General features: G+C 71.0%; 17 protein-coding genes. 7 read left to right on the forward strand and 10 right to left on the reverse strand.

The genetic code is table 11. From position 1 onward, the window contains the following. Window positions 1–16: 16 nt before the first annotated feature. Complete coding sequence (locus KUG39_RS13860; protein WP_216915642.1) at window positions 17–1,039, reverse strand: type I glyceraldehyde-3-phosphate dehydrogenase; 1,023 nt, start codon at window positions 1,037–1,039, stop codon at window positions 17–19. 181 nt (window positions 1,040–1,220) lie between these two features. Here KUG39_RS13860 and murC point away from each other — a divergent pair, with 181 nt between their 5' ends. The 3 genes from murC to KUG39_RS13875 are packed head-to-tail and all read left to right on the forward strand — an operon-like array spanning window position 1,221 to window position 3,939. After that, the gene (murC, locus tag KUG39_RS13865; RefSeq protein ID WP_216915700.1) at window positions 1,221–2,672 is read left to right on the forward strand and encodes a UDP-N-acetylmuramate--L-alanine ligase; all 1,452 of its coding nucleotides are present in this window, start codon (window positions 1,221–1,223) and stop codon (window positions 2,670–2,672) included. Between the two features lie 4 nt (window positions 2,673–2,676). Next, window positions 2,677–3,570, forward strand: a complete 894-nt coding sequence (gene murB / locus KUG39_RS13870; RefSeq protein WP_216915643.1) for a UDP-N-acetylmuramate dehydrogenase — start codon at window positions 2,677–2,679, stop codon at window positions 3,568–3,570. A gap of 27 nt (window positions 3,571–3,597) precedes the next feature. After that, on the forward strand, window positions 3,598–3,939 hold the full coding sequence (locus tag KUG39_RS13875) for a YbaB/EbfC family nucleoid-associated protein (protein ID WP_216915645.1): 342 nt from the start codon (window positions 3,598–3,600) through the stop codon (window positions 3,937–3,939). Here the strand turns inward: KUG39_RS13875 and rsgA are convergent. From rsgA to grpE, 4 genes are read right to left on the reverse strand one after another with little or no spacing between them, the layout of a single operon-like run. Beyond that, window positions 3,896–5,005: a ribosome small subunit-dependent GTPase A gene (gene rsgA / locus KUG39_RS13880; protein WP_216915647.1), complete on the reverse strand. Its 1,110-nt coding sequence runs from the start codon at window positions 5,003–5,005 to the stop codon at window positions 3,896–3,898. The two genes, KUG39_RS13875 and rsgA, sit on opposite strands and share 44 nt — an antisense overlap. Continuing rightward, window positions 4,995–5,243, reverse strand: coding sequence for a sulfurtransferase TusA family protein (locus KUG39_RS13885; RefSeq protein ID WP_216915649.1), 249 nt, complete (start codon window positions 5,241–5,243; stop codon window positions 4,995–4,997). Before KUG39_RS13885 ends, rsgA begins: the two co-directional genes overlap by 11 nt. A gap of 5 nt (window positions 5,244–5,248) precedes the next feature. Next, window positions 5,249–6,373 carry a molecular chaperone DnaJ gene (gene dnaJ / locus KUG39_RS13890; RefSeq protein WP_216915651.1) on the reverse strand — a complete coding sequence of 375 codons (1,125 nt, stop codon included), beginning with the start codon at window positions 6,371–6,373 and terminating at the stop codon, window positions 5,249–5,251. Next, window positions 6,373–7,029, reverse strand: coding sequence for a nucleotide exchange factor GrpE (grpE, locus tag KUG39_RS13895; protein WP_502988652.1), 657 nt, complete (start codon window positions 7,027–7,029; stop codon window positions 6,373–6,375). Before grpE ends, dnaJ begins: the two co-directional genes overlap by 1 nt. Window positions 7,030–7,238: 209 nt before the next feature. Between grpE and KUG39_RS13900 the strand changes: the two genes are divergently transcribed. The 3 genes from KUG39_RS13900 to KUG39_RS13910 are packed head-to-tail and all read left to right on the forward strand — an operon-like array spanning window position 7,239 to window position 11,043. Further along, window positions 7,239–8,696, forward strand: coding sequence for a GspE/PulE family protein (locus tag KUG39_RS13900; protein WP_216915655.1), 1,458 nt, complete (start codon window positions 7,239–7,241; stop codon window positions 8,694–8,696). 5 nt (window positions 8,697–8,701) lie between these two features. Then, a complete protein-coding gene (locus KUG39_RS13905; protein WP_216915657.1) occupies window positions 8,702–9,781 on the forward strand; it encodes a type IV pilus twitching motility protein PilT in 1,080 nt (359 codons plus the stop codon). An 8-nt stretch (window positions 9,782–9,789) separates the two neighbouring features. After that, entirely contained in the window at window positions 9,790–11,043 is a 1,254-nt protein-coding gene (locus KUG39_RS13910) for a type II secretion system F family protein (protein WP_216915659.1), read from the forward strand. Here the strand turns inward: KUG39_RS13910 and KUG39_RS13915 are convergent. Next, a complete protein-coding gene (locus tag KUG39_RS13915; protein WP_216915661.1) occupies window positions 11,025–12,320 on the reverse strand; it encodes a BaiN/RdsA family NAD(P)/FAD-dependent oxidoreductase in 1,296 nt (431 codons plus the stop codon). The genes KUG39_RS13910 and KUG39_RS13915 overlap by 19 nt on opposite strands. Window positions 12,321–12,326: 6 nt before the next feature. Here KUG39_RS13915 and dusA point away from each other — a divergent pair, with 6 nt between their 5' ends. Next, on the forward strand, window positions 12,327–13,349 hold the full coding sequence (dusA, locus tag KUG39_RS13920) for a tRNA dihydrouridine(20/20a) synthase DusA (protein WP_216915663.1): 1,023 nt from the start codon (window positions 12,327–12,329) through the stop codon (window positions 13,347–13,349). A 6-nt stretch (window positions 13,350–13,355) separates the two neighbouring features. Here dusA and KUG39_RS13925 read toward each other — a convergent pair whose 3' ends face one another. The 4 genes from KUG39_RS13925 to ftsY form a co-directional block, all read right to left on the reverse strand. Continuing rightward, window positions 13,356–13,907 (reverse strand): RNA recognition motif domain-containing protein, encoded by a 552-nt coding sequence (locus tag KUG39_RS13925; protein WP_216915665.1) that lies wholly within the window; start codon window positions 13,905–13,907, stop codon window positions 13,356–13,358. Window positions 13,908–14,000: 93 nt separating this feature from the next. Further along, complete coding sequence (gene argH / locus KUG39_RS13930; RefSeq protein ID WP_216915667.1) at window positions 14,001–15,401, reverse strand: argininosuccinate lyase; 1,401 nt, start codon at window positions 15,399–15,401, stop codon at window positions 14,001–14,003. A gap of 38 nt (window positions 15,402–15,439) precedes the next feature. Beyond that, the gene (locus tag KUG39_RS13935; RefSeq protein ID WP_502988651.1) at window positions 15,440–16,849 is read right to left on the reverse strand and encodes a PP2C family protein-serine/threonine phosphatase; all 1,410 of its coding nucleotides are present in this window, start codon (window positions 16,847–16,849) and stop codon (window positions 15,440–15,442) included. 63 nt (window positions 16,850–16,912) lie between these two features. Further along, window positions 16,913–18,553, reverse strand: a complete 1,641-nt coding sequence (ftsY, locus tag KUG39_RS13940; RefSeq protein ID WP_216915669.1) for a signal recognition particle-docking protein FtsY — start codon at window positions 18,551–18,553, stop codon at window positions 16,913–16,915. Window positions 18,554–18,560 lie beyond the last annotated feature (7 nt).

Raw genomic sequence — 18,560 nt, forward strand, 5'->3', positions numbered from 1 at the left:
AGGACGGGCAGCCGGGTCACTTCCAGTTGCGGGCCACCACTTCGGCCAGATCGACGACGCGCTGGCTGTAGCCCCACTCGTTGTCGTACCAGGAGATCACTTTCACCATGGTGCCGTCCATCACCAGGGTGAGGTCGGCATCCACGATCGTGGATTCATCTGTGCCGGCGTGGTCGGTGGAGACCAGGGGCAGATCGCAGTATTTGATGATGCCCTTCATCCCGTTTTCGGAAGCGGACTTGAAGATGCTGTTCACCTCCTCCTTGGTGGTGGCGCGGCTCACCTCAAGCACCATGTCCACCACCGAGACATTGGGGGTGGGAACGCGCAGGGCGATGCCGTTGAGCTTGCCCTTCATCGGCGGGTACACCAAAGCCACCGCGGTGGCGGCACCGGTGCTGGTGGGCACGATGTTCACGGCGGCGGCGCGGGCGCGGCGCAGGTCGCGGTGGGAGGCATCGAGGATGCGCTGGTCACCGGTGTAGCTGTGGGTGGTGGTCATCATGCCCTTCACGATCCCGAGGGATTGGTCGAGCACCTTCACCAGCGGCGCCATGCAATTGGTGGTGCAGCTGGCATTGCTGATGATGTCGAAGTCTTCGTGGCGGTATTGATCAGCGTTGACGCCCACCACGAAGGTGCCCACACCCTCGCCCTTGCCCGGGGCGGTGATCAAAACCTTCTTGGCACCGGCCTCGATGTGCTTGCCGGCGCCCTTCTGGTCAATGAACACCCCGGTGGCCTCGATCACCAGATCCACGCCCCATTCCTTCCAGGGAAGGTTGAGGGGGTTGCGGTCGGAGAAGCACTTGATGTGCTTGCCGTTCACGACGATGGTGTCGTCGGTGTGGCTCACAACCGCATTGCGGATGTGGCCGAGCATCGTGTCGTACTGCAGCAGGTGAGCGTTGGTCTTCGGATCGGAGGTGTCGTTCAGGCCGACCACTTCGATGCCGGTGTTCTCACCGCGGCTCAGCCAGCAGCGCATGAAGTTCCGACCGATTCGGCCAAATCCATTGATCGCAACGCGCAAGGTCATGGCAGAAAGCGGTGGAACCCGCTAGCAAGGGGGGATTTTGGCTGCCGATCATACAGAAATGGGGTCCCGCTCTTTCCCGCAGCCACAGGCCCCGGATCAGACGGTCGGCAAAGCGCAGTATCCCGCAGAGGGGGGTGGGCCGATCTGCCGTTATTTTCGGCGAGGCCTGGAGTCCCCCTTGATCCCGAAGCTTGATCGCCGTCAGCCGCTCCATTTCATCGGGGCCGGGGGGATCGGCATGTCCGCCCTGGCTGGGATCCTGGCGGAGAGGGGCTTCCTGGTGAGCGGCTCCGACCCCCGTCCCAGTCCGGTGCTGGAGCGGCTGGGAGGCGCCGGCGTGCGGGTGTTCCAGGAGCAGACCGCCGCCACGATCACCGCGGTGCTCGCCAGCCTCGACGGGACGGTGGCGGATCCCCTGGTGGTGATCAGCTCGGCGGTGCCCGCCGCCAACGAGGAGCTGGCCGAGGCCCGGCGGCGCGGGCTGTCGATCGTGCACCGCTCCGACGTGCTGGCGGCCCTGATCAATGCCCAGCCCTCGATCGCGGTGGCCGGCAGCCACGGCAAGACCACCACCAGCACCCTGATCGCCACCCTCCTGGAGGCCGTCGGCGAGGATCCCACCGCCGTGATCGGGGGCATCGTGCCCGCCTTCGGCAGCAACGGCCGCCATGGCCAGGGCCGGCTGCTGGTGGCCGAGGCCGACGAGTCGGACGGCTCCCTGGTGAAGTTCCGGCCCCGGCTGGGGCTGCTCACCAACGTGGAGCTCGACCACACCGACCACTACCCGGACCTGGCCGCCCTGGTGGCCACCCTGCAGCACTTCGCCGGCGGCTGCACGACCCTGCTGGCCAACCGCGACTGCCCGGTGCTGCGCGAGCACTTCCAGGCCACCAGCTGGTGGTCGACCCGCAGCAGCGAAGGCGTCGACTTCGCCGCCATCCCCCTGGAGGAACGGGGCGACGGCACCCTGGCCACCTGGTACGAGCACGGGGAGGCGCTCGGCACCCTGGAGGTGCCCCTGCCCGGCCGCCACAACCTCAGCAACACCGTGGCCGCCATGGCGGCCTGCCGGCTCGAGGGCGTGCCCTTCGAGGACCTGCGCCGGGCGGTGGCGGGGCTGCGCCCCCCCGGACGCCGCTTCGACTGCCGCGGGCTCTGGCAGGACCGGGCGATCGTCGACGACTACGCCCACCATCCCAGCGAAGTGGCGGCCACGATCGCCATGGCCCGCCTGATGGTGGAGAGCGGCCGCAGCCCGCTGCCGCTGGTGCCCCGGCGGCTGGTGGCGGTGTTCCAGCCCCATCGCTACACCCGCACCGCCCAGTTCCTGGACGATTTCGCCGCCGCCCTGACCCAGGCCGACGCGGTGCTGCTGGCGCCCCTGTACGCGGCCGGCGAAGCCCCGATGGCGGGGATCTCCAGCCCGGCCCTGGCCGAGGCGGTGCGGGCCCTCGCTCCCGACCTGCCGGTGGCGGTGGCCGCCAGCATGGAGGCCCTGGCGGAGCTGGTGGCCGGTGGCACCGGCCCCGGCGACCTGGTGCTGGCGATGGGGGCCGGCGACGTCAACAGCCTCTGGGACCGCCTGGGGGCCCTCGACGAACGGGGTCGCCCCACCGCGCCGCTGGTGGCCTGAGGGGATGGCGACGGCCCCGCCCAGCCAGCCCCGGGCCGCGGTCGCCCTGCGGGACTACACCACCTGGAAGGTGGGCGGGCCGGCCGCCTGGTTCGCCGAACCCGCCGACCAGGGGGAGCTGATCGCCCATGCCGCCTGGGCGGCGGCCTCGGGCCTCCCCTTCCGCTGCATCGGCGCGGGCTCCAATCTGCTGATCGCCGACGGCGGCCTCGACGGCCTCACCCTCTGCAACCGGCGGCTGCAGGGCAGCCGCCTGGACCCGGGCGAGGGCTGGGTGGAGGCCGAGGCGGGCGAACCGATCCCCACCCTGGCCCGCAAGGCGGCCCGCAGCGGCCTGCAGGGACTGGAGTGGGCCGTGGGCATCCCCGGCACGGTGGGCGGCGCGGTGGTGATGAACGCCGGCGCCCAGGGGGGCTGCACCGCCGAGTGGCTGGTGTCGGTGCGGGTGCTGGATCCCCGCCGGCCCGACGCCCCCTTCGAACTGGACGCCGGCGATCTGGCCTTCGCCTACCGCCACAGCCGCCTGCAGGAGGAGCCGCTGCTGGTGCTCTCGGCCCGCTTCCGGCTGGAGCCCGGCCACGATCCGGCGGTGGTCACCGCCCGCACCAGCGCCAACCTGCAGAGCCGCACCAGCACCCAGCCGTACCAGCAACCCAGCTGCGGCAGCGTGTTCCGCAATCCCGAACCGCTCAAGGCCGGCCAGCTGATCGAATCCCTCGGCCTCAAGGGACTCGCCATCGGCGATGCCCAGGTGTCGCCGATCCACGCCAATTTCATCGTCAACACCGGGGCCGCCACCGCCGCCGACATCGACGCCCTGATCCGGCTGGTGCAGCAGCGGGTGCTGGAGAGCCGCGGGGTGCGGCTGCACCCGGAGGTCCAACGGCTGGGGTTCTAGCCTGACCCCATACGACGACCCCCTGGCATGGCCGGCTTCGGACTTCCCAATTTCGGACAGCTGACCGAGGCCTTCCGCAAGGCCCAGCAGATTCAGCAGGACGCCCACAAGCTCCAGGAGGAGCTCGACGCGATGGAACTGCAGGGCAGCGACCCCGAGGGCCGCGCCAGCGTCTGGCTCTCCGGCAATCAGCAGCCCCTGCGGGTCGAGCTGAGCCCCGAGCTGCTCGCCGAACCCGTCGAGACGGTCGAGGCGGCCGTGCTGGCGGCCCTCTGCAAGGCCTACGAGGTCTCCACCGGCACCATGCGCGAGCGCATGGAAACCCTCACCGGGGGTCTGGATCTGAATCTTCCCGGTCTGGGGAACTGAGGTCCCCCTCCAGCGCCGGCAGGTCCTGCTCCAGCCCCTGACGCCGGGTGCTGCGGGAGGAGCGACGCAGCTGGGGGTCGAGCAGCGGTTCGAGCCGGTCGCCCCGCTGACGCAGGCCCCGCTCCCCCTGGCGCCCCTGGCCGCCACGGGAACGGGCCGCGGCGGCCTCCAGCTCCTCGAGGCAGCGGCCATAGATCGCCTGGCGGTCCCAGCCGTCCCCCACGGCACAGCCGGGGTCGCCCAGGTGGCGGCAGTTGGCGAAACGGCAGGGGGTGGCTTGGAGGCGGGCCAGCAACTCCGGGAAGGCCGCCACCAGGCTCTGGGGGTCGGCGGGCAGGGCGGGGGTGTTGAAGCCGGGTGAATCGGCCACCAGGGCCCCTGGCGCCACGGAAAACAATTCGACATGCCGGGTCGTGTGGCGCCCCCGGCGCAGGCGCCCGGAGACCGCGGCGACGCGCAGCTCCAGGGCCGGGGCCAGGGCATTGAGCAGGCTGCTCTTGCCCACCCCGGAGGGGCCGCAGAGCACGGCGATGCCCGGCTCGGCCAGCTGGCCCCACAGCGCCTCCAGACCCTCGCCGCTGCGGGTCGAAACCGCCACGGTGTCGTAGCCCCAGCCCTCCAGCCGCCGGCACCAGGCCCCCACCTCGGCCGCCGGCAGCAGGTCGGCCTTGCTGAGCACCACCTGCACCGGCTGGCCCGTGGCCTCGGCGGTGATCAGGAACCGGGTCAGCTGCAGGGGGTCGAGGCCGGGTTCGGCCACGGCCACCACCACCACCACCCGGCTCACGTTGGCGACCGCCGGCCGCTCCAGCAGGCTGTGGCGGGGTTCAAGACCCACCACCGCCCCCCGCCGGGCCCGCCAGTCGACGGCCGCCACCGTCACCCGGTCGCCGACGCACACCTGCAGGCCGCTCTTGTCGAGGCGGGTGCGGCGGGTGCAGAGCAGGCAGCCGTCTCTCCAGGGCTCGGAGCCGTCGGTGCCGGGCTCACAGGGGCCATCGAGGCTCACCAGGCAGTAGTTGGCCTGCAGGGCCACCACCCGACCCGGCAGCGGCTCAGCCCCCATCCCGTCGCACCAGCAGCCGCACCCCGTCCCCGGGGGCGAAGGGCGACGGGTCGACCCGCTGCACCGTGTGACCCTCGTTCCGCAGACCCTCGCTCACCATCTGCTCCGGTTCCCCCCTGTCCAGATCGATCTGGAGCCAGCTCCCCGGCGGCAGGGGCTCCAGGGCCAGACGGGCCCGGATGAAATTGACCGGGCAGGGCGTTCCCCGCAGATCAAGGGCCGCCGGCGAGCCGCCCATGGCGCTCAACCGAACAGGCCGCCGAACAGGCCGCTCTTGTGGTGGTGGCGCTGGCCCTTGCTGGTGTGGTGTCCGGCCAGCTGCTCGAGCAGTTGCCGCTCCTCCCCGTTGAGCTTGGTGGGCAGCTGCACCTTGATGGTGAACTGGTGGTTGCCACGGGCCACCGGATTGCCGAGCCGGGGCACGCCCTTGCCCTGGAGGGTGATGACGGCCCCGGGCTGGGTGCCGGGGGGAATCTCCAGCGGCTCGTGGCCGTCGACGGTCTCGACCTCGATCGTGTCGCCCAGGATCGCCTGCAGGTAGTTGAGCGAAACCTCGGAATGGATCGTCACCCCGTCGCGGCGCAGATGGGGATGGGACTGGACGGTGAGGAAGACGTAGAGATCCCCGGCCGGCCCGCCCCGCTGGCCGGCGTTGCCCTCCTGGCCGACCCGCAGACGGGTGCCGGTGTCGACGCCGGCGGGGATGTTGATGCGCAGCTTCTTGCGCACCTGCTGCAGGCCCTGGCCGCCGCAGGCGTTGCAGGGATCGGCGATCACCTGGCCGGTGCCGTCGCAGGTGGGGCAGGGCGCCACCTGGGTGAAATTGCCGAAGGGGGTGCGGGTGGCCCGACGCACCTGGCCGGCGCCGCCGCAGGTGCCGCAGGTGGTGGGGCCGCTGCCCGCCTTGGCCCCGGAACCGCTGCAGGTGGTGCAGGTCTCGAGGTGGCGGATCTGGACATCCTTCTCGGCGCCGAAGACGGCCTCGCTGAAGCTGATGGTGAGATCCAGGCGCAGGTCGTCGCCCTGGCGGGGGCCGCGACGGCGTGCCCCGGCCGCGGCGCCACCGCCGGCCCCGCCGAAACCGCTGAAGAAGGTCTCGAAGAGGTCGGCGAAACCGCCCATGTCGCCCATGTCGGGCATGCCGCCGCCGCCCCCCAGGCCGGCCTCACCGAACTGGTCGTAGCGGGCCCGGGTCTGGGGATCGCTGAGCACCTCGTAAGCCCGGCCGATCTCCTTGAAGCGGTCCTCCGCGGCCGGATCCTTGTTGACGTCCGGGTGGTACTGGCGGGCCAGACGCCGATAGGCCTTCTTGAGGCTGTCGGCATCCACGTCCCGGCTGACACCGAGCAGGTCGTAGTAATCGGCCATCAGTCGGACGTCCCCTCGCTGGGAGGCGCCGATGCGGCCGGGCCGGGACCCATCGACACCTTGACCAGGGCATGCCGCAGGACGCGGCCATCGAGGTGGTAGCCCCGCTGCAGCTCCTCGATCACCACGTCCTCCGGATGCTCCTCACTGGGTTCCCGCAGCACGGCCTCGTGAAGCGAGGGATCGAAGGGTTCCCCCTCCACCCGCATCGGCGACACCCCGAGCTGCTTGAACACGTCGACCAGCTGTTTATAGAGGTTCTGATAACTGCGATGCAGGCTCTGGGCCTCCTCGCTCTGGGGGTTGAGCTGCTGCCGGGCCCGGTCGAAGTTGTCGACCACCGGCAGGATCTCCGTGAGGGTGGTGCAGGTGATGTGCAGGCGCTGATCCTCCTTGTCCCGGGTCTGGCGCTTGCGGAAGTTGTCGAAGTCGGCGGCGATGCGCATGTACTGGCCCTTGAGCGACTCGTTCTCGCTGCGCAGGGCCGCCAGCTCGGCCTCCAGCTGGCCAACGCGATCAGCGCCGGATGCAGCGGAGTCCGGAGTGGCGTCCGGGGCGGTGCCGGCGGTCTCCGAAGCTCCGGAAGCCTGGGCGGAGCCCGTGGGGTCGGTGCCGCCGTCGGGGTTCACCGGCAGGGTCTCGAGGAGCTCCTCCACCCGGGCCGCGTCGACCGCGCCCTCCCGGGGATCGATCCGTTCCTCATGGGGGGGAGTGATGTCGCCGGTCATGCGTTCTGGCAGGGATGTCAGATGCCGTTATGTTGAATGCCCAGGAGCCCCCTCCACAAGCGGTGGAAGCCCGCACCTCGGCCACGCTTCCAACACCCGGCTTCGCTTCCAAGCTTCGCTCCCGATCCTTCCCGTCGATGCCATCCGAAGGTCTCACCCAGCGCCCGCAGGTCACCGGTGCGGAGCACACCTCCCTCTTCCGGGATCTTGATCTGGGTCAGGCCGCCACCCCCCAGGGTCCGATCACGCCGGAAACCGAGGACCTCGAAGCCAGCAGCTCGGGCGAGGGGGTCTCACCGGTGATGAGCCTGGTGGACCGGATCCTGATCGAGTCGCTCACCAGCGGCGCCAGCGACATCCACGTGGAGCCCCAGGAGGACGGCCTGCTGGTCCGCTTCCGCCAGGACGGCGTGCTGCGCAGCATCGACAAGCTTCCCCGCACCCTGATCCCTGCGGTCACCTCCCGCTTCAAGATCATGGCCGACCTGGACATCGCCGAACGGCGGATGCCCCAGGACGGCCGGATCCGCCGCAACTTCCGCGGCCGCACCATGGACTTCCGGGTCAGCACCCTGCCAGGCCGCTACGGCGAGAAGGTGGTGCTGCGACTGCTCGACAGCGGCGCCACCCAGCTGGGCCTCGACACCCTGATCACCGACGAGGAAGCCAGGTCCACCCTGCGGGACATCGGTTCCAAGCCCTTCGGCATGATCCTGGTCACCGGCCCGACGGGCTCCGGCAAGTCGACCACGCTCTACGCCCTGCTCTCGGAGCGCAACGACCCCACGATCAACATCTCCACGGTGGAGGATCCGATCGAATACGCCCTCCCCGGCATCACCCAGACCCAGGTGAACCGCGAGAAGGGATTCGATTTCAGCTCCGCCCTGCGCGCCTTCATGCGGCAGGACCCGGACGTGCTGCTGGTGGGCGAGACCCGCGACCTGGAGACGGCCCGCACCGCCATCGAGGCGGCCCTGACGGGCCACCTGGTGCTCACCACCCTGCACTGCAACGACGCTGCCAGCGCCTTCGCCCGGCTCGACGAGATGGGGATGGAGCCCTTCCTGGTCAGCGCGTCGCTGCTGGGGGTGGTGTCCCAGCGCCTGCTGCGCCGCCTGTGCAGCGAATGCCGGATCCCCTACCACCCCAACCACAGCGAACTGGCCCGGTTCGGCCTGGTGGCCTCCGACGAGACCGAGATCTCCTTCTACCGCGCCAACACGGTGCTGCCGGGCTCGGAGGGCTGCTGCAGCGCCTGCCAGGGGCGGGGCTACAAGGGCCGGGTGGGGGTCTACGAGATCCTGCGCATGAACGAGACCCTCTCCGCCGCCGTGGCCAAGCGGGCGACGACCGAGGAGCTGCGGCGTCTGGCCCTGGAGAGCGGCATGAAGACCCTGCTCGGCTACGGCCTCGATCTGGTGCGGGAGGGGCTGACCACCCTGGAGGAGGTGGAGCGCATGCTGCTCACCGACACGGGCCTGGAATCGGAGCGGCGCGCCCGGGCCCTGAGCACCCTCACCTGCCGCAGCTGCGGGGCCGGCCTTGAGGACGAATGGTTGGAATGTCCCTACTGTCTGTGCGTTCGGAGCTGAGCAGGATGGATCTCCTCATCGAAGACCTGATGCAGGAACTGGTCAAGGCCGGTGGCAGCGACCTGCACCTGTCCGCGGGCAATCCCCCCTACGGCCGTTTCAGCGGCCAGCTGCGGCCGATCATCCAGGACACCCAGCTCACCGAGGAGAGCTGCAACCGTCTGATCTTCTCCCTGCTCAACAACGCCCAGCGCAAGAACCTGGAGCAGAACTGGGAACTGGATTGCTCCTACGGCCTCAAGGGCGTGGCCCGGTTCCGGATCAACGTCTACCGCCAGCGGGGCACCTACGCGGCCTGCCTGCGGGCGCTCGGCAACTCCATCCCCAGCCTCGAGAAACTCGGCCTGCCCCCGATCGTCGAGGAGATCAGCAGCAAGCCCAAGGGTCTGGTCCTGGTCACCGGACCGACGGGCTCCGGCAAGACCACCACCCTGGCCGCGCTGATCGAGCACATCAACGCCACCCGTTCGGAGCACATTCTCACCATCGAGGATCCGATCGAGTTCACCTACAGGAACGACAAGTCGATCATTCACCAGCGGGAACTCAATGAAGACACCCGCAGCTTCTCCAACGCCCTGCGGGCAGCCCTGCGGGAAGATCCCGATGTGATCCTGGTGGGGGAACTGCTCGACCTGGAGACGATCCAGCTGGCGATCACCGCCGCTGAGACCGGCCACCTCGTCTTCGGCACCCTGCACACCAGCTCCGCCGGCCAGACCGTCGACCGCATGGTGGATGTGTTCCCGGCCGGCCAGCAGACCCAGATCCGGGTGCAGCTGAGCGGCAGTCTGCTGGCGGTCTTCTCCCAGACCCTCTGCAAGAGCGCCGAACCCACCGGCAACGGGGCCTTCGGCCGGGTGATGGCCCAGGAGATCATGATCAACACCCCCGCCATCGCCAACCTGATCCGGGAAGGCAAGAGCTCCCAGCTCTATTCCCAGATCCAGACCGGCGCCAGCCAGGGCATGCAGACCCTCGAGCGGGCACTCGCCAACCTGGTGGAGGAGGGCAGGGTCACCCGTGAGGAGGCGCTGCTGAAGACCACCAAGCCTGAAGAGCTCGTCCGACTGCTCGATCGCTGAGGAATGCCATGACCGCCTTCGTCGTCACCTACACCACCAAGTCCGGCCAGCGCCGGGAGATGACGCTGAACGCCGACAACCCCTCCGTCGCCCGGCGGGAGCTGCGCCGCCGCGGCATCCTGGCCAACACCCTGGTGCGCAAGGAGACCCCCAAGGTCCCCCAGGCCGCGGCCGTCAAGAAGACGCCCTCCTCCTTCAGCGGCCTGTCCGACCTGCTCGAGGGGCCTGTGACCATCCGGGACAAGGCCCTGTTCGCCAACAAGCTCTCCGCCCTGGTGGATGCGGGCGTGCCGATCCTGCGCAGCCTCGACCTGATGCGGGTCCAGCAGCGCTCCAACAAGATGCGCCTGGCCCTGGCCGGCATGACCCAGGACGTCAACCAGGGCGACAGCCTGGGCAACGCCATGCGCCGCTGGCCGAAGGTGTTCGACAACCTCAGCATCGCCCTGGTGGAGGCGGGTGAGGCCGGTGGCGTCCTGGACGACACCCTCAAACGCCTGGCCAAGCTGCTGGAGGACAACGCCAAGCTCCAGAACCAGATCAAAGGGGCGATGAGCTATCCGGTCACGGTGCTGGTGATCGCCATCGCCGTGTTCCTGGGCATGACGATCTTCCTGATCCCCACCTTCTCGAGCGTCTTCGAACAGCTGGGGGCGGAATTGCCCCTGTTCACCCAGTTGATGCTCAACCTGAGTGAGTTCCTGCGCTCCTGGAAGGCCCTGATCCTGCTGGCGGGCCTGGTCGGCTTCGCCTTCTGGGTGGTGTCCACCTACAACACACCGATGGGCCGCCGCCAGATCGACGGCCTGCTGCTGAAGCTGCCCCTGTTCGGAGAACTGCTGCAGAAATCGGCCAGTGCCCAGTTCTGCCGCACCCTGAGTTCCCTCTCCAAGGCGGGAGTTCCGATTCTTCTTTCGCTGGAGATCGTGAGAGAAACCGCCACCAATTCAGTGATCTCCGATGCCATCATCTCCTCCAAGAATGAGGTGAGCGAGGGCATGCCTTTGAGCGCGGCCCTACGGCTGAAGAACGTGTTTCCCGAGATGTGCGTCAACATGCTCGCCATCGGTGAGGAAACCGGCGAAATGGACGCCATGCTCTCCAAAGTGGCCGACTTCTACGAAGACGAAGTCAGCACGATGGTGAAGGCCATGACCTCCATGCTGGAGCCGGCGATGATCGTGCTGGTGGGCATCATCGTGGGATCGGTGCTGCTGGCCATGTATCTGCCGATGTTCTCGATCTACGAGCACGTGCGCTGAGCCGCCAGGGCCTGGCCCGCCAGCCAGCCCGAACTCCAGCAGTGCTGGAAGTTGAAGCCGCCGGTCACCCCGTCCACGTCCAGCAGCTCCCCCACCAGGAACAGGCCCGGTTGCAGGCGGCTCTCCATCGTGGCCAGGTTGACCTCCGCCAGGGGGATGCCGCCGGCGGTGACGAACTCCTCGCCGAACGGGCCGCGGCCGGAGACCCGGTACCGGCTGTCCCTCAGGGCCGTGACCAGGGCCTGCTCATGGCGGCGGGGGAGATCGGCCCAGCGCAGGCTGGCGTCGACCCCGACCAGGGCCAGCAGGTGCAGCCAGAGGCGGCGGCTGAGGTCGGGCCAGGGCCGCCAGTTGCCGAGCTGACGCCGGGCCTGCTCGCGCCGCGCCGCGGCGAACCAGCCCTCCAGCTCCGCCGGCTTGCGGCCGCCGGTCCAGTCGACCCGGAGCTCGGCCCGGTAGCGGCGCTCCCGCAGGGCCCGGGCGGCGAAGGCCGTGAGCCGCAGGGTGGCCGGCCCGCTGAGGCCCCAGTGGGTGATCAGCACGGGCCCCCGCTGCCGCTGGGGCTTGGTGGCGGCGGGAGGGGCCGTGGCGGTGTCCGCCAGGGGCGTCAGCAGCAGCTCCAGCTGCACCGGGTCCATCGCCACCCCGGCCAGGGCCAGCAGGGGGTGGTCGGCCAGGGTGAGGGTGAACAGGGAGGGCACCGGCGCCACCAGGCCATGGCCAAGGGAGGCGGCGATGCGGTGGCCGCTCGGGTGGCTGCCCGTCGCCAGCACGAGGCGATCGGCGAGCAGCTCGGCCCCTGAGCGCAGCCGCAGCCGGAACCCGCCGCCGGGCAGGGCCTCCGCCGCCTGCCCCGCCTCGGCCGTGTGCACCGCCACCCCGGCGGCGGTCGCCGCCCGGCGCAGGGTGTCGATCACCGAGGAGGAACGGTTGGAGCGGGGGAACAGCCGCCCGTCGGGCTCCTCCACCAGCTGCAGGCCATGGGCCTGGAACCAGGCCACCGTGTCGCCGGGGGCGAAGCGCGAGAAGGGGCCCCGCAGGGCCTTGCCGCCGCGGGGGTAGTGATCCACCAGCAGCCGCGGATCCCAGCAGGCGTGGGTGACGTTGCAGCGGCCGCCGCCGCTGATCAGCACCTTGTGCAGGGGCTCGGGGGTGGACTCCAGCAGCAGCACCCCCCCGGACAGGTGGCCGGCGGCCGCTTCGGCGGCGGCGATGGCGGCCATGAAGCCCGCCGGGCCCCCTCCCACCACCACCACGGAGGCACGGCTGGGCAGCATGGGGCGATGGAGCACAACTACCGCTTCAGTGTGGCGCCCATGCTGGACTGCACCGATCGGCACTTCCGGGTGCTGATGCGGCAGGTCAGCCGGCACTGCCTGCTCTACTCCGAAATGGTGGTGGCCCGGGCGCTGCACCACATCGCCCAGGGCGGCTCCCCCTCCCGCATGGGGGAGCGGCAGCAGCGGCTGGAGCGGCTGCTGGGGTTCGATCCGGGCGAACACCCCCTGGCCCTGCAGCTGGGCGGCGACGACCCGGAGCTGCTGGCGGAGGCCGCCCGAATGGGGGCCGACTGGGGCTACGACGAGATCAACCTCAACGTCGGCTGCCCGAGCGAAAAGGTGCAGCAGGGCCGCTTCGGGGCCTGCCTGATGGCGGAGCCGGAGCGGGTGGCCCGCTGCGTGGCGGCGATGGCGGCGGCCACGCCCCTGCCGGTGACGGTGAAGCACCGCATCGGCATCGACGACCGGGACTCCTACGAGGAACTGCTGGCCTTCGTCGACAGCCTGGCGGCGGCCGGCGCCGCCCGCTTCGCCGTCCACGCCCGCAAGGCCTGGCTGAACGGCCTCGATCCGAAGCAGAACCGCACCGTGCCGCCCCTGCGCTGGGACCTGGTGCACCGCCTCAAACGGGAGCGGCCGCAGCTGACGATCGAACTGAACGGCGGCCTGGAGGACCTGGGCCCCTGCCAGGAGCAGCTGGCCCTGGTGGACGGGGTGATGGTGGGGCGGGCCGCCTACGCCCATCCCCTGCGCTGGGCGGGGGTGGACCGGCAGATCTTCGGGGATGGTGGCGCCGAGGAGGCCCGGGCCTCGACGGTGGTGCGGGGGGTGCTGCCCCACGCTGAGCGCTGGTGCGCCTCGGGGGGACGGCTGTGGCCGATCGCCCGGCACCTGGTGCAGGTGGTGGAGGGGGTCAGCGGGGCGCGCGGCTGGCGCGGCTGGCTGACCCGGGAGGCCGGCCAGGCGGGGGCGGGCCCCGCCGTGCTGGAGGCCGCCGCCCGCCAGCTGGAGGAACGGGGCCTGTAAGGCGGCTCAGACCTCGGCGCCGCCGTAGTCGCCGCCGCCGTACTCACCACCGCCACCACCGCTGCGGCGCCGGCGGGAGCGACCCGCCTCGAAGGCATCGGGGGCAGCACCGCCGCCACCAGCTCCAGCGCCGCCGTAGCTGCGGTCCTCCCAGCCCTTGGCCCCGGAACCGCGGTCGGCGCCGTAGCCGCCGCCACCGCCGCCATATCCACCGCCACCTCCGTAGCCACCACCCCCGCCGCCATAGCCGCCACCGCCACCACCGCCGTAGCCGCCACCGCCGCGGCGAGGACCGCCGCCGCCGCCACCACCGCCGCTGCGGGGTTCCGCCTTGTTGATGCGCAGGGGACGTCCCATCAGCTCAGCGCCCTGCAGGGCATCGATGGCCTTGGTCTCGGTGTCGGCATCGGCCATCTCGATGAAGGCGAAGCCACGCTTGCGGCCGGTGTCGCGCTCCAGGGGCAGGGAGCAGTTGACCACTTCGCCGAAGGGCGCGAACAGTTCAGCCACGTCTTCCTGCTCGGCGCGGAAGGGAAGATTGCCGACGAAAATACTCACTGACCGATGAGGGGGAACCGATGGGGCGCGCGGGCGCCCGAGACCCCCCAAGATTAGACGTAGACACGCGATTCCAACGCCCGCCGGGGGAGCTCAGGGGGTGCGATCGAGGCGCTGCCGCGCCAGGGCCAGCTGCTCGGCCACCCGCTCGAAGCCCGTGCCGCCCTCACTGCGGCGGGCCGCCACCACCTGCCGCGGGGCAATCGCCTGGTGGATGTCCGCCTCGAAGGCGGGATGGAGCTGCTGCCAGCGCTCCAGGGGCAGATCCGCCAGCAGCCGCTGCTCCAGCAGGCAGGCCTTCACCAGCCCACCGACCAACTGGTAGGCCTCCCGGAACGGCACACCCCGGGCCACCAGATAGTCGGCCACATCGGTGGCGTTCGAGTAATCGGCGGCCACGGCGGCCTCCAGCCGGGCGGGGCGGAAGTCGAGCCCCTCCTCGAACAGCACGGCCATCGCCTCCAGGCAGTCGAGGCAGGTGCGCACGCCGTCGAAGAGGGCTTCCTTGTCCTCCTGGAAGTCCTTGTTGTAGGCGAGGGGCAGGCCCTTGATCATCGTCAGCAGCCCCATCAGATGGCCGAAGACCCGGCCGCTCTTGCCGCGCACCAGTTCGGGCACATCGGGATTCTTCTTCTGGGGCATCAGGCTGCTGCCGGTGGCGCAGCGGTCGGTGAGCCCCACGAAGGCGAACTCCTCGCTGGCCCAGAGGATCACCTCCTCCGCCAGGCGGCTGAGGTGGGCCATCACCAGGGACAGGGCCGCCATCGTCTCGACGGCGAAGTCCCGGTCGCTCACCGCATCGAGGCTGTTGGCGTAGATCGCCTCGAAGCCCAGCTCGGCGGCGGTCTGGCGGCGATCGATCGGCACCGGCGTCCCCGCCAGGGCCGCCGCCCCGAGCGGGCAGATGTTGACGCGGCGGCGCACGTCAGCCAGGCGCTGGCGGTCGCGCTCGGCCATCTCCACGTAGGCGAGCAGGTGGTGGGCCAGGCAGACCGGCTGGGCCCGCTGCAGGTGGGTATAGCCGGGGATCAGGGTGTCGGGGTGGGCCTCGGCCCTCGCCAGCAGGGCCCGCTCGAAGCGCACCAGGGCGGCGTCGATGGCATCGATGCGGCGCCGCAGCCAGAGGCGCAGGTCGGTGCCCACCTGGTCGTTGCGGCTGCGGCCGGTGTGCAGCTTCTTGCCGAGGGGGCCGAGGAGCTCGATCAGGCGCCGCTCGACGGCGAAATGGACGTCCTCCGCCTCCAGGCCCGGCCTGAACTGCCCGGCGGCCGCCTCGGCCCGGATCTCTTCGAGCCCTTCGATCAGGCGCTCCGCCTCCGGCTCACTGATCACCCCGCAGCGGCCCAGCATGCGGGCGTGGGCGACGGAGCCGTCGAGATCCTCCTGGAGCAGGGCGATGTCGAAACCGATCGAGGCGTTGAACCGCTCAATCGCCGGATGCAGGCCCTGCTCGAAGCGATCGCTCCAGGTGGTGGGGGAGGGGTCGGCGACCATCAGGGCATTCCGCTCAGCCCCTCAGCTTGCCATTCGTCTCAGGTGGGGGGCAGGGAGGGCAGCACCACCCCGTCCCGCACCTTCAGCACCACCATCGAGGCGTCGTCCTCGAGGCGGCGGTCGCTGCCGACGAAACGGTCGAGGCGATCGAACAGCCGATCCAGGATCGCCTGGGCCTCGTGGGCGGCCCGGCAGGCGCCCTGGAAGGCCTTCAGCAGCCGCTCCTCGTCGAAGCGCTCGCCGCTGAAGCCGCTGGCCTCGGTGACGCCATCGGTGTAGTACAGGATCACGTCGCCGGGCTCCAGCTGCAGCTCGCCGCAGCCGTACTCGGCCTCGCTCTGCAGGCCGATCAGCAGGCCGGGGGTGTCGAGCCGCTCCACCCGGCCCGACTGGCGCCGCCAGACCAGGGGCGGGTTGTGGGCCGCGTTGGCGTAGCGCAGCAGGCGGGTGCGGGGGTCGTAGTCGGAATAGAAGAGGGTGACGAAGCGGTGCGAGTGGGCCAGGTCCTCCTGGGCCAGCTGGTTGAGGTCGTGGAGGATGCGGTCGGGGGGCAGTCCGCTGAGCACCTCGGCCCGCAGCATGCCCCGCAGCAGGGTCATCAGCAGGCCGGCCGGCACCCCCTTGCCCATGACATCGCCCATCACCAGCGCCCAGGGGGCCTGCTCGCGCCGGTGGCCGCTGAGCTGGGGCTGGGTGGGGATGAAGTCGTAGTAGTCGCCGCCCACCTGGAAGGCGGGGCGGCAGAGGGCCGCCAGCTCGACGCCGTCGATCACGGGGCAGTGGTCGGGCAGCAGCTGGGACTGGACCTCGGCGCCGATGCTCAGCTGGCGGTCGAGCCGCTCATGGCGGCGCCGGTCCTGCTGCAGCACCTCGTTCTCCAGCGCCACACCGGTGAGGTCGGCCACCAGCTGCAGGTGCCGGCGGCGCACGTCGCTCCAGCTGTAGCCGCGCCGGTCGCTGAACACGTAGAGCCGGCCCCGCTGGCGACTGCGGGCCACCACGGAGGTGGCGAACACCTGGTGGGCGCCGAGCAGGCGCTGGATCAGGGGGTCGAGCAGCACCGCGACGGCCTCGTCGCCCTCCTGGTTCTGGAGCTGCCCATCGGGCAGGGCGGCCAGCTGGCGCAGCACCTCGGCGCTGCGCTCGCCAGGGGTGGCCTGGAGCTGCTCGCGCCAGAGGCGGCCATCGGCGTGGAACACCACGAGCAGGCTGCCCTCCGCCTCCACCAGGCGCGCGGCCACCAGGGGCACCAGCTCGAGGAAGCGCTTGAGGTTGGTGTAGCTGCGCAGGGCGAAGGAGAGGGAGGCCAGCAGCTCCAGGTTGCGGCGCTGCTCACGGCCGAGGCTGTCGAGCAGCTGGCGCAGCGAAGCCGCCACGGAGAGCCCCTGACCGGGACGGGACGCCGTGGTGGGGGTGGGATGGGGCTGCGGAGGCGGCAGGCTGCTCACCGAGCGGCCGCAAAGGACACGCAAGGTAGCAGCGGCAGGCTGGCGCAGGAGGCGGGCAGGGCCTCAGGAGGCGAGCAGGGCCTCGACGAACTCGAAGCTGTTGAAGGGCCGCAGGTCGCGGATGCCCTCGCCGGCACCGATGAAGCGGATCGGCAGCCCCGCCTCGGAGGCCACCGCCAGGGCGACGCCGCCGCGGGCGCTGCCGTCCAGCTTGGTGAGCACCACTCCGGTGAGACCGGCGGCACTGGCGAAGGCCATGGCCTGGCGCAGGCCGTTCTGGCCCTGGCTGGCATCGAGCACCAGCAGCGATTCCACCGCCGCCTCCGGCGCCAGCTTGGTGATCGTGCGCCGCACCTTGCCCAGCTCCTCCATCAGGTTGTGCTTGGTCTGCAGCCGGCCGGCCGTGTCCACCAGCACCAGTTCGGTGCCCTTGGAGCGGGCGGCGCCGATGGCGTCGTAGACGACGGCCGCCGGATCGGCGTTGGAACTGGGATTGGCGACCACGGCCACGCCGCTGCGCTCCCCCCAGACGCTCACCTGCTGCACCGCGGCGGCCCGGAAGGTGTCGGCGGCGGCGATCAGGCAGCTGTAGCCGCTGCGCACCGCCAGGTTGGCCAGCTTGCCGAGGGTGGTGGTCTTGCCGACCCCGTTGACGCCGACGAGCAGCCAGACGTTGAGCCGATCGCGCTGGGGGGCCAGCAGGGCCGTGCCGCCGGCGCGGATCGGCTCGTCCAGCAGGCCGCGCAGCTGCTCCTTGAGGAAGCGGAGGCCTTCGGCCGGGTCGACCACCTCCTCGTTGAGGCGGCGGCGCAGGGCTTCCAGCACCTGGTCGGTGGCCTTCACGCCCACGTCGGCGCGCAGCAGGGTGGACTCGAGGTCGTCGAGAACGGCCGGGGTGAGGGGATCGTCGCCCAGGTTCTCCAGCAGCTGGGTGACAAACCCCTTGCGGGTCTTCTCGAGGCCGCGACGCAGCCTGCCCAGCCAGTCGATCTCCTCCAGCGAGACGTCTTCAACGCTGCGTCCCTGGGCCGCCAGCACCTCCGCCGACCAGGTGAAGGTGTCATCGAAGGCGCCGAGGCTGGGGTCGGCCCGATCGGCGTCCGCTGCCGCGGGGGTGGCCGCAGGGGTGGCGGCGGCCGGTGCTGCTGCCGGGGCAGGCTCGGCGGGGGCGGTGATCTCCTGGAGGCGCTGCTGACGCTGGGCGGCGGCCTGCTCCAGCAGGGACAGGCCGGTCGCCATGGGCGGGGCGGCGGGTGTGGGCTCGGGCTCGGGCTCGGGTTGGGTGGCCGCTGGCGGCTCGGGAGCGGCTTCGGGAGCGGGGGATGCCTGGGCTGCCGGGGCCGGTGCGGGGGAAGGTGCGGGCGCTGCGGCCTGGCTGGCGGCCTCCTGCTGGGCTTTCAGCCGGGCATAGGCCTGGCGGGCCCAGGCCAGGGCGTCCTCGTCGACCCCGGGGCCGGCGGGGGCGGCGGGGGCCGGTGCGGCGACAGCAGGCGCAGCAGCGGCATCAGCCGGCGCAGCCTCGGACGGGGGCACGGCCACCGGGGCCGTCGCTTCGGGCACGGCCGGAGCCACCGCGCCCTCAAGCTCTTGCGGGGACTCGGGCACCGGCTCCGGCGAGGGCGCAGGTGTGGGTGCAGGTGTCGGTGCGGGGGCGGGCGCCGGGGCGGGCTGGGCCAGGGCCCGTTTGAACCAATCGAAGACCATCGCGTTC

Source organism: Synechococcus sp. CCAP 1479/10 (assembly GCF_019038515.1).
GTDB lineage: Bacteria > Cyanobacteriota > Cyanobacteriia > PCC-6307 > Cyanobiaceae > Cyanobium.